Origin of the sequence: Flexivirga sp., from assembly GCF_035551235.1 — a bacterium.
In the GTDB taxonomy this organism is placed as follows: domain Bacteria; phylum Actinomycetota; class Actinomycetes; order Actinomycetales; family Dermatophilaceae; genus Flexivirga.
Map to the genome: position 1 here is coordinate 1 of NZ_DASZNO010000017.1, position 13,128 is coordinate 13,128.

13 protein-coding genes are annotated in these 13,128 nt (G+C 68.0%); 9 read left to right on the top strand and 4 right to left on the bottom strand.

Annotated elements, in window-relative coordinates:
• Positions 1 to 57 precede the first annotated feature (57 nt).
• Entirely contained in the window at positions 58 to 1,359 is a 1,302-nt protein-coding gene (locus VG502_RS02570) for an MFS transporter (RefSeq protein WP_325548395.1), read from the bottom strand.
• Between the two features lie 140 nt (positions 1,360 to 1,499).
• Here VG502_RS02570 and VG502_RS02575 point away from each other — a divergent pair, with 140 nt between their 5' ends.
• Both VG502_RS02575 and VG502_RS02580 read left to right on the top strand, forming a co-directional pair.
• Positions 1,500 to 2,930 carry a protein kinase domain-containing protein gene (locus VG502_RS02575; protein WP_325548397.1) on the top strand — a complete coding sequence of 477 codons (1,431 nt, stop codon included), beginning with the start codon at positions 1,500 to 1,502 and terminating at the stop codon, positions 2,928 to 2,930.
• A gap of 100 nt (positions 2,931 to 3,030) precedes the next feature.
• Positions 3,031 to 3,873: a thioesterase family protein gene (locus VG502_RS02580; RefSeq protein ID WP_325548399.1), complete on the top strand. Its 843-nt coding sequence runs from the start codon at positions 3,031 to 3,033 to the stop codon at positions 3,871 to 3,873.
• On the opposite strand, the gene VG502_RS02585 is transcribed toward VG502_RS02580, so the two are convergent.
• Complete coding sequence (locus VG502_RS02585) at positions 3,796 to 4,890, bottom strand: phosphatase PAP2 family protein (RefSeq protein ID WP_325548401.1); 1,095 nt, start codon at positions 4,888 to 4,890, stop codon at positions 3,796 to 3,798. The genes VG502_RS02580 and VG502_RS02585 overlap by 78 nt on opposite strands.
• A 386-nt stretch (positions 4,891 to 5,276) precedes the next feature.
• Here VG502_RS02585 and VG502_RS02590 point away from each other — a divergent pair, with 386 nt between their 5' ends.
• Both VG502_RS02590 and VG502_RS02595 read left to right on the top strand, forming a co-directional pair.
• Positions 5,277 to 5,603: a DUF4235 domain-containing protein gene (locus VG502_RS02590; protein WP_325548403.1), complete on the top strand. Its 327-nt coding sequence runs from the start codon at positions 5,277 to 5,279 to the stop codon at positions 5,601 to 5,603.
• Between the two features lie 50 nt (positions 5,604 to 5,653).
• Positions 5,654 to 6,037, top strand: a complete 384-nt coding sequence (locus VG502_RS02595) for an ankyrin repeat domain-containing protein (RefSeq protein WP_325548406.1) — start codon at positions 5,654 to 5,656, stop codon at positions 6,035 to 6,037.
• Between the two features lie 7 nt (positions 6,038 to 6,044).
• On the opposite strand, the gene VG502_RS02600 is transcribed toward VG502_RS02595, so the two are convergent.
• Positions 6,045 to 7,574: an APC family permease gene (locus VG502_RS02600; RefSeq protein WP_325548407.1), complete on the bottom strand. Its 1,530-nt coding sequence runs from the start codon at positions 7,572 to 7,574 to the stop codon at positions 6,045 to 6,047.
• Between the two features lie 71 nt (positions 7,575 to 7,645).
• Positions 7,646 to 8,161: an Lrp/AsnC family transcriptional regulator gene (locus VG502_RS02605; protein ID WP_325548409.1), complete on the bottom strand. Its 516-nt coding sequence runs from the start codon at positions 8,159 to 8,161 to the stop codon at positions 7,646 to 7,648.
• Between the two features lie 78 nt (positions 8,162 to 8,239).
• Between VG502_RS02605 and VG502_RS02610 the strand changes: the two genes are divergently transcribed.
• The 5 genes from VG502_RS02610 (at position 8,240) to VG502_RS02630 (ending at position 13,128) form a co-directional block, all read left to right on the top strand.
• Positions 8,240 to 9,364 carry a thiamine pyrophosphate-dependent dehydrogenase E1 component subunit alpha gene (locus tag VG502_RS02610; RefSeq protein WP_325548411.1) on the top strand — a complete coding sequence of 375 codons (1,125 nt, stop codon included), beginning with the start codon at positions 8,240 to 8,242 and terminating at the stop codon, positions 9,362 to 9,364.
• Positions 9,361 to 10,374, top strand: coding sequence for an alpha-ketoacid dehydrogenase subunit beta (locus VG502_RS02615; RefSeq protein ID WP_325548413.1), 1,014 nt, complete (start codon positions 9,361 to 9,363; stop codon positions 10,372 to 10,374). The genes VG502_RS02610 and VG502_RS02615 overlap by 4 nt, the downstream gene beginning before the upstream one ends.
• A complete protein-coding gene (locus tag VG502_RS02620) occupies positions 10,367 to 11,758 on the top strand; it encodes a dihydrolipoamide acetyltransferase family protein (protein ID WP_325548414.1) in 1,392 nt (463 codons plus the stop codon). Before VG502_RS02615 ends, VG502_RS02620 begins: the two co-directional genes overlap by 8 nt.
• An 87-nt stretch (positions 11,759 to 11,845) precedes the next feature.
• Positions 11,846 to 12,154: a DUF4333 domain-containing protein gene (locus VG502_RS02625; protein ID WP_325548416.1), complete on the top strand. Its 309-nt coding sequence runs from the start codon at positions 11,846 to 11,848 to the stop codon at positions 12,152 to 12,154.
• A complete protein-coding gene (locus tag VG502_RS02630; protein WP_325548418.1) occupies positions 12,151 to 13,128 on the top strand; it encodes a magnesium transporter CorA family protein in 978 nt (325 codons plus the stop codon). The genes VG502_RS02625 and VG502_RS02630 overlap by 4 nt, the downstream gene beginning before the upstream one ends.

Here is a 13,128-nt window from a genome sequence, read left to right on the forward strand (position 1 = left end):
TTTGGGCGGTTTTTCGTGTCCTCTCGGTGAAAGGGTGTCCTCTCGGCAGGAAGGTTCTCAGGGGGTCGGCGAGGTCTCCGCGGGCTCGGGCGAGCGCACCACGCGATACCGCACGAACACGGGTATGGCGAGCGCCGCCACCACCACCAGCACGATCACCAGCACGCCACCGCCGGTCGCGGCGACCGAGGTGCCGACCACCGCGGCAGCACCGCCGTGCACGACGTCCGCGACGCGCGGGCCACCGGCGACGACCACCGTGAAGACGCCCTGCAGCCGGCCGCGCACGTCATCGGCGGCCGACTCCTGCAGCATCGTGGACCGGAAGGCCGCGGACGCCATGTCGGCCGCGCCGCCGACGATCAGTCCGACGAGTGCGAGTCCCAGGAACAGGTCCGCCCGGCCGTCCGCCAGCCCGACGCCGACACCGAAGACGACCATCGCCGCGCCCCACCCCACGATCGCCCAGACCACCGCCAGGCCCTGCCGCTCCACCCGCGAGACCCAGCCGGAGAAGATCCCGCCCACCACCGCACCGGCAGGTATGGCGGCGAAGAGCAGCGCGAATGCCAGGCCACCGTCGGTCGGCCCACCGAAGCTCTCGTGCGCGACCTGCGGGAAGAGCGCCCGCGGCATACCGAAGACCATCGCGATGATGTCGACCAGGAACGACATCAGCAGCACCTTGTGGCCGCGCAGGTAGATGAATCCGTCGATGACGGAACGCAATCCGGCCTTCGACGTCCCGTCGTGCGTGGGCGGCATGGCCGGAAGTGTGATGACCGCCCACAGCGTCGCGAAGAGGCAGATGGTGTCGGTCAGGTAGAGGTACTGGAAGCCGAGCACCGGGATCAGCGCACCGCCGACCAGCGGCCCGGCGATCGCGCCGAACTGCATGACGGTCATGTTCAGGGAGTTGGCCGCCGGCAATTGGTTGAGCGGGATCAGTCGCGGCAGGATCGCCGAACGCGTCGGCTGGTTCACCGCGAAGAACGCCTGCTGTATGGCGAAAAGGCTCAGAATCACCCACACGTTGTCGACGTGCATCATCGCCTGCACCCAGAAGAGCGCGCTGCACCCGATCAGCCCGACCGTGGAGATCATCAGCAACCGCCGGCGGTCCATCACATCGGCGAGCGCTCCGCCATACAGCCCGAAGATCACCAGCGGCACGAGGCCGAAGACACCGGTCAGGCCGACGTATGCCGAGCTGTGCGTCTCGGCGTAGATCTGGGCCGGCACCGCAACCACGGTCAGCTGGGCGCCGATGACGGTGATGATGTTGGCGCTCCACAACCGGCGATATGCGGGCACCTGCAAGGGCCTCGTGTCGGCGAACATGCCGCGCAGGCTGCTCACTTCTCTCCTCGATCGGGCAGCAATGTGTCGGCAACCAATGTATGTCGCACCACCGACCGGATGGAACGCGTGCACACCTGCTGGACGTCGTTAGGCTGCACATCACAACGCGCGGAGGGGGTCCGGAGGTGACTCGAGGGATGCAACGCACCGATGGCACGGAGGTCGGCGGCCGCTACGTGCTGTCCTCCCGGATCGCCGGCGGCGGCATGGGCGAGGTATGGCGCGGCACCGACTCGGTCCTGGAGCGACCCGTCGCGATCAAACTGCTGCGGACCAACCTGACCGACGACCCGGAGTTCGTCGCGCGCTTCCGCATCGAGGCCCGCAATGCGGCCAAACTCAGCCACGGCAACATCGCGCAGGTCTACGACTACGGCGAGGACGACGGGACGGCGTTCCTGGTGCTCGAGCTGGTCGACGGCGAACCCCTGTCGAAGATCATTGCGCAGACCGCGCCGATGCGGGAGGTCGACGCCGTACACCTGCTCGTGCAGGCCGCCAACGCATTGCACGCGGCGCACGCCAAGGGCATCGTGCACCGGGACGTGAAGCCGGCCAACATCGTGGTCGACGACGAATCCGTAGCGAAACTCACCGATTTCGGCATCGCGCGGGCCTTGGACGCATCATCCATGACACGCGCGGGTGAGGTGATGGGCACGCCCCAGTACCTCGCGCCGGAGGCCGCGATGGGCAAGGAGGCGACCGCTCAGTCGGACCTCTACTCGCTCGGGGTGGTGGCCTTCCAGATGCTCGTCGGGCACCTGCCGTTCCACGCCGACACCGCGGTCGGTTTCGCGCTGGCACACGTGCAGCAGCCGGTGCCGACCCTGCCTGCCTCGGTCTCGGAGCCGCTGCGCAAGGTCGTGCACGCGATGCTCGCCAAGGATCCGGGCGCCCGCCCGCACGGCGCCGTCGAGCTCGCCGAGCAGCTGCAGGCCGCGATCGGTGCCACCCCGATGGTCACCCACCGGATCTCGCCGGTGCGCGTCGCCCACCTGCCGGAGTCCGCACCGACCACGCCGGTCCCGCAGACGGAGTCCCGGCCAGAGCAGCAGGCGGTGTTCACGCTGTCGCGTGGTCAGAACGCACCACTGTCCGGCACGCGGCTGACCCTGCGGATCGAGTCCACCGGCGACGCCAGCGTCGACCTGATCGCCTGCGAGCTGGGCGCGGACGACCGCGCGCTCGGCGATGAGAGCCTGGTCTTCTTCAACAACCGCACGTCCGCCGACGGCGTTGTGCGACTGTCGGATTCGGGTCGCATCGAGTTCGACGCGGCAACCCTCGGTCCCGAAGTCCACGCCGTGGTCCTCGGTATGGCGGTCGACGCGCCGGCCACTCTGGGCGAGCTGCCCGACCTGCGCACCACCCTGTATGCCGAGGGCGGCGGCCAGCGGGAGGAGTTCCACCTGCCGGCGAAGCTCGGCGGCGAGCGGGCCGCCATACTCGCCCGGATCTACCGCCGGGGAGACGCCTGGAAGGTTCGCAACGTGTCGGCGGGCTGGGAGTCCGGCCTGCCGGCGCTCGTCGATGCCCTGGGGCTGGCAATCGCGTCACCCCAGTGACCGAGAGGAGCACCGCTCGACCGAGGGGAGTAGCAAAATGTGTCCCTTTGCTACTCCCCTCGGTCAGTTGGTACGCCTCTCGGTCTTACGCTGCTGTCCCGTGACCGACCTGAACGCCGCTACGCCCGACACCACAGCAGCCGCCGATCCGGCGGCGGACGCCACACCGCTCGCCTACTACGTCCCGGTGGGCCCGGGCGTCTACCAGCCGACGCACCACGTGCAGGGCGCCTGGCAGGAGACTGAGCAGCACATGGCGCCGATCAGCGGCCTCATCACGCACGAGCTGGCCATGCACGAACGCCGCGACGACATGCAGATCGGCCGCATCTGTTTCGAGATCCTCGGCATGATTCCGTTGCAGGAGAGCACGATTCATGTCGAGACCATCCGTCCCGGGCGCACCATCGAGCTGCTCGAGGCGACCCTGACCATCGGCGGCCGCACCATCATCCGCGCCCGCGCCTGGCGCCTGGCGGTCTCCGACATGAGCGACGTGACCGGGATCGAACTGCCCTCCATGCCGAGCCCGGATGACACCGAGCAGGTCGATGGGAGCCTCGAATGGCCGGGCGGCTACATCCGCTCTCTGCAAATCCAGGCGGTTCCGGGTGGCCGCGAGGGCCGGCGGCAGGTGTGGGTCCGCACCGACTGCGATCTCATCGACGGCGTGAAGGCGGCGCCGATCGCGGCATACACGATGCTGGTCGACACGGCCAACGGCATCGCGACGCGGGTGCGCCCCACCGAGCTGATGTTCCCGAACGTCGACCTGACGCTGCATTTCCTGCGCGAGCCGGACCCGACCGCCATCGGACTGGACACCACCGTGAGCTTCGGGCCGACCGGTCTCGGACTCACCTCGTCAGTGCTGAACGACGTCCACGGGCCGGTCGGTCGGGTCGAGCAGTGCCTGACGGTCCGGAACTTTCCAACTCGTTAGAACGCCGGCGCCACCGAGCGTGCGCGGCAGGTGCAGTGGCCTGCGGCGCAACACCCGCCAGGCGACCAGCAGCACCAGCGCGTAGAGGACGCCGGCGATCTCGTCGATGACGTAGTGCTCGCCGGAGTAGACGAGCGAGAAGGCCATCAGTGCCGGGTAGAGCAGCAGCAGCGGCCGCACCCAGCGCCGCACGCTGAACCAGAAGAACCCGATGACCAGCGTGGCGGTCGCCATGTGCAGCGACGGCATCGCGGCGACCGGGTTGGAGCGGTTCTGGGCATCGCCCAGCACCTGCGCCGCACCGTGGAAATCGAGCCAGGACCAGCCCTGGCCGGAGATACGCAGCACCTCGGCGCCGCCGACGTATCCCTGCTGCGACGCGAGCCACGGCGGGCTCATCGGGAAGAGGAAGTAGGTCGCGATCCCGGCGACCGCCAGCCCGACCAGCAACGCGGCCCAGGCGCGGAACCGGTCACGCGAGCGCACCCAGAGCACCGCGGCGACGATCGGCGACACCATGAAATGGCTGCAGTAGCAGAGGGTTACGAAGACCGACCACCACGGCGCCTGGTTCACGGCGCCGCTCAGGTGCTCCTGCAACCACTGGTTCGGGAGGTTGCCGCCGAACAGCCAGCGGTCGACGTCGACCGGGAACGTGACGTGCAACGGCATACCGATGCTGTTGTGCGCGCCCTCCTGCGGGAAGCCTGCGATGAGTCCGCCGCTGAAGTGCGACGCGGCTCCGTAGCTGTAGTCGTAGGCCAGCAGGATCCCTTGGAACGGAAGCCAATCCAGCATCATCCGGCCCCACGCGTGCCAGCCCTTGCCGATGCAGACCGCGCTCAGCCCGGCGATGATCCAGAGGGTGAGTCCGACGCGATCCATCGGCACACCCCACGTCGCGCAGAACGCGGCGAGGACCACGACATACAGCCCGATGACGCCCCACCGGACGGTGTCCCAAGACACCCGGGAGGAGAACGGCGTGGGGACGTTGTTCTCCCCTGCTGCGGCCACTGCGGCTTAGCCCGCGGCGCCGTTGCCGGTCGCGCGCTCCCTGCAACAGCTCCGCATCCTAAAGCCCCCTGCTGTTGTCCTGGATGAACTTCACTGTTCACATAGTAAACAAACACTCCCCACCTGACTGCCGGTCCGGACAAGCCCGTATGGCGCCCACGGCGTGACGACGTCTCGCCGTGACCGTGACGGATGTGGCAGGCTCAGAGGAGGACAGCGCGCGGCGTGGACGACCGCGTCGGCATACGGACGTGGGACGACCGCGTCGGCATACGGAACGGAGATTGCAAGGCTATGGAGTTGATTCAGCACAGGCTCAGGAGGCTCGGGCTCCGTGGGTGTTGCGGGGAGCTCGCGACCAGCAACACCAAGGGAGACTGAGCAGTATGGCTGGGATCGCGTACAAGGTGCTTCTCACAGTGTCCGGCATCGCCGCGGGCAAGGCCGCGAAGAAGGCCACGACGGCGACCTGGAAGACGGCGACCGGAGGCACCCCGCCGGTCGACAAACACGACCCCGAATACTCCGCGATGCAGGTCGCGGTCTTCGCGATCGTCTCCTCCGCCATCGCCGGTGGCTTCCGCGCCTACGCACAGCGCAAGGCGTCCGATTACTACACCAAAACCTCGGGTCATGTCCCACCGCCGGTGGTGAAGGCGCAGCAGAAGAAGGCCGCGCAGCTGAAGGCCGACAAGAAGGCCAGCCGGGTCTGAGCCCTTTTCGGCGACTTATGCTCAGGCTGCTCGTGAGTTAGGGTCGCCTTATGAGCAACGCGAACCCGGCCGATGCGGCGACGGCGGACAACGCCGCCGTGTGTGCCGACCTGGCACGCGACGGCGACACCGAGGCTCTGCTCGACAGGCTCGACCGCGGTATGCCGGTCGACACCGCCGACTCCTGCGGCAACACCTTGCTGATGCTGGCCGCCTACCACGGGCACGCGGCCGTGGTGTCCGCGCTGCTTGAGCGAGGCGCGGACGTCAACCGGCTCAACGACCGCGGCCAGTCGCCGCTTGCCGGAGCGGTCTTCAAGGGCGAGGACACCATCGTCTGGCTGCTCCTCGAAGCCGGCGCCGACGTGAATGCCGGCTCACCGTCGGCCGCCGCCGCGGCCGAACTCTTCGGCCGCGGCGACCTGCTGCGCTGACTGCGGGTCAGTCCCGGTCGGCGACGGGCTCCTTGCCGAGCTCGAGGCCCGGCTTCCGGCCGCGACTTCCGCGCGCCAGCGTGGAGTGCTTGCGCCCGTAGGCGAAGTAGACGACCAGGCCGATCACCAGCCACACCAGGAACCGGGTCCAGGTCTCCACCGCGAGGCTGGCCATCAGCGCGAAGCAGCAGAGCGCCGTGATGATCGGCAGCAGCGGCACCTGGGGCGTGCGGAACGGCCGGTCCATGCGCGGCTTGGTCCGCCGGAGCACCGCGACCGCGATCGCCACGACCACGAATGCGAAGAGCGTGCCGATACTCACCATCTCCGCCAGGGTCGCCAGCTTCACGAAGGCCGCGATGACCGCGACGACCGCCGTGACGACCAGCGTCAGGACGAACGGCGTCTTGTACTTCGGGTGCGCGCGACCGACCGCCTCCGGCAGCAGCCCGTCGCGGGACAGGGCGAAACCGATCCGCCCCATCGCGACGATGTCGACGAGGATCACCGAGCTCAGGCCGCACACGGCTGCCAGTCCGATGAGGAATCCGGCGATCCCGATGTGCGGTTTGAACGCCTCGGAGATCGGGGCGCCCTCGTCGAGGTTGGTGTACTTCACCATCCCGGTGATCACGAAACACACTGCGAGGTAGAGGAAGGTGCAGATGACCAGCGTGCCGATCAGGCCGCGCGGCATGTCCTTGCCGGGATTCCTGGTCTCCTCACCGAGGTTGGCCACCGCCTCGAAGCCGCTGTAGGCGAAGAAGACCACGGCTGCTGCGACGAGCACTCCTGCGATGCCGAACGATGAGGGCTCGATCCCGGAGACCCATTGCCACAGAGGCTGTTTCAGCTCGTCACCGCTACCGTGCGTCGGGACCGCTTTTGGGAAGAACGGCGTCAGGTTCGATGCCTTGAGGAAGAACAGGCCGGCCACGATCACGAAGATGCACACGGTGACCTTGATGACGACCAGGGCGTTGGTGACCCATTTGGCCTCCTTGATGCCGACTGCTGCGACGACGCCCAGGACGACCACGATGAAGACGGCGCCCAGGTTGACCGTGGACCCCTCGCCGAGAATGTGATCCCAGATGCCTCCGTGCAGGCCGAGCGAACTCTGCAGATAACCCGACCAGCCGCGCGCGACCACTGCCGCGCCGAGGCTGAATTCGAGCACCAGGTCCCACGCGATGATCCACGCGAAGATCTCACCGATCGTCGTGTAGGCGTAGGTGTAGGAGCTGCCCGCGGTCGGCACCGCAGCGGCGACTTCGGCGTAACACAGCGCCGCCATCATCGCGATGATCCCCGCGATGGCGAAGGAGATGACGATCGCCGGCCCGGCCTGGTTCTTGGCCTCGACACCGGTCAGGGTGAAGATGCCGGTGCCGATCACGATCCCGATGCCGAAACCCATCAGGTCCCTGGCAGACAGGTTCTTGGCGAGTCCTTCGCCGGAGCTCTCGGCCTCGTCATTCTGATGAATGACGGTGTCGACGTCCTTGGTGCGGACCAGCGTTCGCAGCATTCCCATCGCCGCAGACTAAAAGTTATGGACCGCCCGGGGTCGGTTCCGCCGTGCTGTGTTCAGGGACCGAGACCGCTTCATCTCGTCCAGGGGGCTCCCGCGCCGCGAATTTCCTCGAACGCCAACCAGGTTCGTGTGCCGATGACGCCGGGGATCGCCTGGATCCGCTCGAGCACCAGCGTCCGCAACGCCTGGTTGTCCGGGGCGTGCGCCAGCGCGAGCACGTCGAATTCGGATCCCAGCAACGAGATCGAGTCGATGTAGTCCAGCTTCGCCAGGGCGGCCGACACCGAGCGCCAGGTGTTCTGCTCGATCTGCAACGCGATGTATGCCGTGGTCTGCAACCCCGCGAGGTGCGGCACCACCCGCGCCGAGAAGCCTTCGATGACGCCGTCGTCGAGCAGTCGCTGCAGGCGTGCGTAGGTCGCCGCCCGGGACAGGTGCAGGCGCTCGGCCAGCGCACGCACCGACAGCCGAGCGTCCCGCTCCAGCGCACCGATGATCTGCAGGTCGACGTCATCGAGGACGCGATGCTCCACCTGTCCGGTCGCTCCGGCCGCTCGCGCGTTCGTTGTGGACGTTCGCTTCGCCATACAGCCAGTATGACGCCATCTGTCTCGTGATATCGGAGCGAACGGTGCAATATGCCTGGCGCGCGGGACACTTGTGTGATGGAGACCACAGCCGAGGCGATGACGGATGCGCTGCTGCCATCGCCCAACCCGGTGCAATTGATCGACCCGACGGGCGCGCAGGTCGAGCAGTCCGGCACGCGTCGTGACTACCCCATGCCGAGCGCCGCACGACTGCGGGCGATGTGGCACGCCATGGTCGTCGGTCGCCGCTTCGACGTGCAGGCGACCGCGCTGACCAAACAGGGACGCCTCGCGGTCTACCCGAGCTCGCGCGGCCAGGAGGCCTGCCAGGTCGGCGCGACGCTCTCGATCGGCGGTGGCGACTGGCTCTTCCCGACCTACCGCGAGTCGATGGCGCTGGTGACTCGTGGCATCGACCCGCTCGAGGTGCTCTCGTTGTTGCGCGGCGACAGCCACTGCGGCTACGACCCGATCGCGACCAGGACGGCGGCACAGTGCACGCCGCTGTCGACCCAGCTGGTTCACGCGGCCGGTGCGGCATACGGCGAGAAGCGGCGCGGCACCGACCACGTCGCGCTGGCCTTCATCGGCGACGGCGCGACCAGCGAGGGCGACTTCCACGAGGCGCTCAACTTCGCCGCGGTCTTCGAGGCGCCGGTGATCTTCTTCGTCCAGAACAACAAGTACGCCATCAGCGTCCCGCTCTCCAAGCAGACCAGGGCACCATCGTTGGCCTACAAGGGAATCGGGTATGGCGTCCCCGCCGAGCAGGTCGACGGCAACGATCCGGCGGCGGTGCTCGCGGTCATGGACGTCGCATTGGAGCACTGCCGCAGCGGCAAGGGACCGTTCCTCATCGAGGCGCACACCTACCGCATGGACGCCCACACCAACGCCGACGACGCCACCCGCTACCGCTCCTCGGACGAGGTGACGGCATGGCTGGAGCGCGACCCGATCGCGCGGATCGAGGCGTGGCTGCGCGCACGGGGCGAGCTCAACGACGACATGGTCGCCGCGACGAATGCCGAGGCCGAGACGAAGGCCGCCGACCTGCGTGAGCGGATGAATGCCGACCCGAGCGTCGACCCGATGTCGTTGTTCGACAACGTTTTTGCCCAGCGCACCCCCCAACTCGAGGAAGCGCGGGCAATGGTCGCGGCGGAGCTGGAGACCGAGCGCGAGGAGACGAACTCATGACCGTGACGATGGGCGGCGCACTCAACACCGCACTGCGGGACGCACTGACAGCGGATGACGAGGTGCTCGTCTTCGGCGAGGACGTCGGCACCCTCGGCGGTGTCTTCCGCATCACCGACGGGCTCACCGAGCAGTTCGGCGAGGAGCGGTGTTTCGACACGCCACTCGCCGAGTCCGGCATCGTCGGATTCGCAATCGGCATGTGTCTCACCGGTTTTCGGCCGGTCGTCGAGATGCAGTTCGACGCGTTCGCCTACCCGGCGTTCGAGCAGATCACCTCGCACGTCGCCAAGATGCGCAACCGCACCTCGGGTGCGGTCGGCCTGCCGATGGTCATCCGGGTGCCGTATGCCGGCGGCATCGGCGGTGTGGAGCACCACTGCGACTCCAGTGAGGGCTACTACGCGCACACGCCCGGCCTGAAGGTCGTCACGCCGTCCAACGCGGCCGATGCCTACAGCCTGCTGCGCGAGGCGATCGACGATCCCGACCCGGTGATCTTCATGGAGCCCAAGGCGCTCTACTGGTCCAAGCAGGACATCGAACTCCCCACGAAACAACCGGCATTCGGCAAGGCGAAGGTCCGCCGGGACGGCGACGACGTCACGCTCGTGACCTATGGCCCGTCCGTGCCGACGGCGTTGAAGGCGGCGGAGGCCGCCGCCGAGGAGGGCTGGAGCGTCGAGGTCATCGACCTGCGCACCATCGTTCCGTTCGACGACGAGACCGTCGTCGCGTCGGTGCGCCGTACCGGCCGCTGTGTGGTGGTCGCCGAGGCGCAGGGTTTCGCCGGCGTCTCCGGGGAGGTCGCCGCACGGGTCACCGAGCGCTGCTTCCACTCGTTGGCCGCGCCGGTCGCGCGGGTGAGCGGGCTGCCGACGCCATACCCCGCACCGATGCTGGAGAAGACGTATCTGCCTGGCGTGGAACGCATCCTGGATGCGATCTCCCGCCTGCAGTGGGACGACCAGCCGGACCTGACGTTCGCAGGAGTGGGCGCGCGTGGCTGAGCAGACCTTCAACCTGCCCGACCTCGGCGAGGGCCTCACCGAGGCCGACCTCGTCGAGTGGCTGGTCGCCGACGGCGACGAGGTCGCCATCGACCAGCACGTCGTCGTGGTTGAGACCGCCAAGGCGACCGTCGAGGTGCCCTGCCCGTATGCCGGTCGCGTGCACACCCGGCACGGCGCCGAGGGCGACACCATTGCTGTCGGATCTCCTTTGCTGACAGTGACTTCCGGGGTTTCGAGTGAGGCGCCCGCGACGGGTGACAGCGATGAGGAGGACGGCTCCGGCGCGGTGCTGGTCGGCTATGGCACCACCGACGTCGGCGCCTCCGGCTCGTCCGGCCGCCGCGCCGCGCGCCTCCGCCGACGCACGGGCGACACCAGCCCCACCCCATCCCGAATGACGGCTCCCTCGGCGACTGACGGTCCGATCTCGCCGTCACTCGCCGAAGAAGCCGTCATTCGGCAGGAGAGGCCGCAACCCGGTGGCGCGAGTCCGATCGCGCCGAAGGTCATCTCGCCGATCGTGCGGCGGCTGGCCTCCGAGCGCGGACTCGACCTGCGCACGATCGCGCCCGGCCCGGATGGCATCATCCGCCGCAGCGACGTCGAGGCGGCCCTGCAAGCCGGTCTCGATACGCCCGCCGCACCGCGCTCCCCTTCGAGACGCGACTCGTCCCTCACCGCTCCTCAGGGCGCAGCGAATGGCGACACGCGCGTGCCGCTGACCGGTATACGCCGGATGGTTGCCGACAAGCTGACCACCTCACGACGAGAGATCCCGGACGCGACGACCTGGGTCGATGCCGACGCGACCGGCCTGGTCGAGGCACGCCGGGCGATCGGCCTGGAGCGCGGTGGCCTGCTGGCGCTGCTGGGTCGCATCTGCATCGCGGGCCTGAAGCGGTTCCCGGAGCTGAACGCCTCGGTCGACACGGAGCGGCAGGAGATCGTGCGCCACGGCGCCATACACCTGGGGTTCGCGGCGGATTCGCCGCGCGGGCTCGTCGTGCCGGTGGTCCACGATGCCGACAAGCTGACGACCCGCCAGCTCGCCGAGCGCATGGTGCAACTGGTCGACGCGGCTCGCGACGGCAGCCTCGCGCCGGCCGAACTCACCGGCGGCACGTTCACGCTGAACAACTACGGCGTCTTCGGGGTCGACGGCAGCACGCCGATCATCAATCATCCGGAAGCGGCGATGATCGGCGTCGGCCGGATCATCGCCCGGCCGTGGGTCGTGGACGGCGAACTCGCCGTGCGCAAGGTGGTCCAGCTGGGGCTCACGTTCGACCACCGGGTGTGCGACGGCGGGGTGGCGGGCGGCTTCCTACGGTTCGTCGCCGACGCCGTGGAACGCCCCCTGCAGCTGCTCGGCGACGTATGACGAGCAGGGCGACCACGCGCGACATACCAACCGGGCGGCCCAGCACGTAAACTCTCGCGCGTGATGCGCATGACAGCTGGAGGCTCCATGAACAACTCTGTCCGCCGCGGTGCGGCCGGTCTGGCGGCAGGTGTCGCGGTCGTCGGGCTGCTCGCCGGTTGCGGCGACAAGGTCGTCAAGAAGGGCGACCTGCAGTCGCAGATCAAGGAGAAGGTCAGCGCGGCCGCGACCGGCTCCAAGGTCGGCGACGTCAAGTGCGACGACAACCTGAAGGCCAAGGTCAAGGCGAGCACCGACTGCACCGTCGAGATCGACGGCAAGAAGCAGCAGATCACCGCGGTCGTCGACAAGGTCGACGGCGACAAGGTGAGCTACAGCATCAAACGCAAGGGATGACCTGCGAGCGTCGGAGCCTGGTATGGCGCTCCGGCGAGCTTGATCGCAGCGACGTCTCGCTGCGCGACCTGCCCGAGTTGCTGTCGCAGGACGGGACGTTGACCTGGGTCGATCTGATCGACCCCGAGCACGCCGACGTCCGCGAACTCGCGGCCGCACTCGACCTCGACGAGCACACCGTCGAGGACGCGCTCACCCAGCACGAGCGGCCCAAGGCCGTGCGCTTCACGTCCTACTTCTTCATCACCTGTTTCACGGTCTCCCAGCTGGCCGACGACAGCGACCTGCACCGGATGTCGATCATCGTGCTGCCGCGAGCAGTGGTGACGTTGCGACTGGGCGGCAACTTCCCTGTCGACGACGTCGAGAGCGCCTTCGCGGACAACCCCGACCTGGTGAAACTGGGCGCCAAGGCCCTGCTGCACACGATCCTCGACACCGTCGTCGACGGCTACTTCGACGTGACCACACGGATCGACGATCAGGTCGACGACCTGGAGGGCCGCCTCTTCGCCGAGCGGCACGCCGGGCCGGCGATCGCCCGCGAGGCCTACGACCTGCACAAGCGCATCAGCCGGATGCGCCGGGTGGCGCTGCCCATGCGCGAGGTGGTCACGACGATCCTGCGTCGCATCGGCGGTGATGACGAGCAGCACGACCTGCTGCCATTCTACGAGGACCTCTACGACCACACCATGCGCGTCGCGGAGTGGACCGAGTCGCTGCGCGACACCATGCAGACCGTCCAGGACACGAACCTCGCACTCGGTGACGCCGCCCTGAACAACATCATGAAGAAGCTGACCTCGTGGGCGGCCATCATCGCGGTGCCGACGCTGATCACCGGCTGGTACGGCCAGAACGTCCCCTACCCGGGCTTCGGTGCGCAGTGGGGATTCTGGTTCAGCACCGTTCTCATGGTCGTCATCGCCGTCGTCCTGTATGTCGTGTTCAAACGACGGAACTGGTTGTGA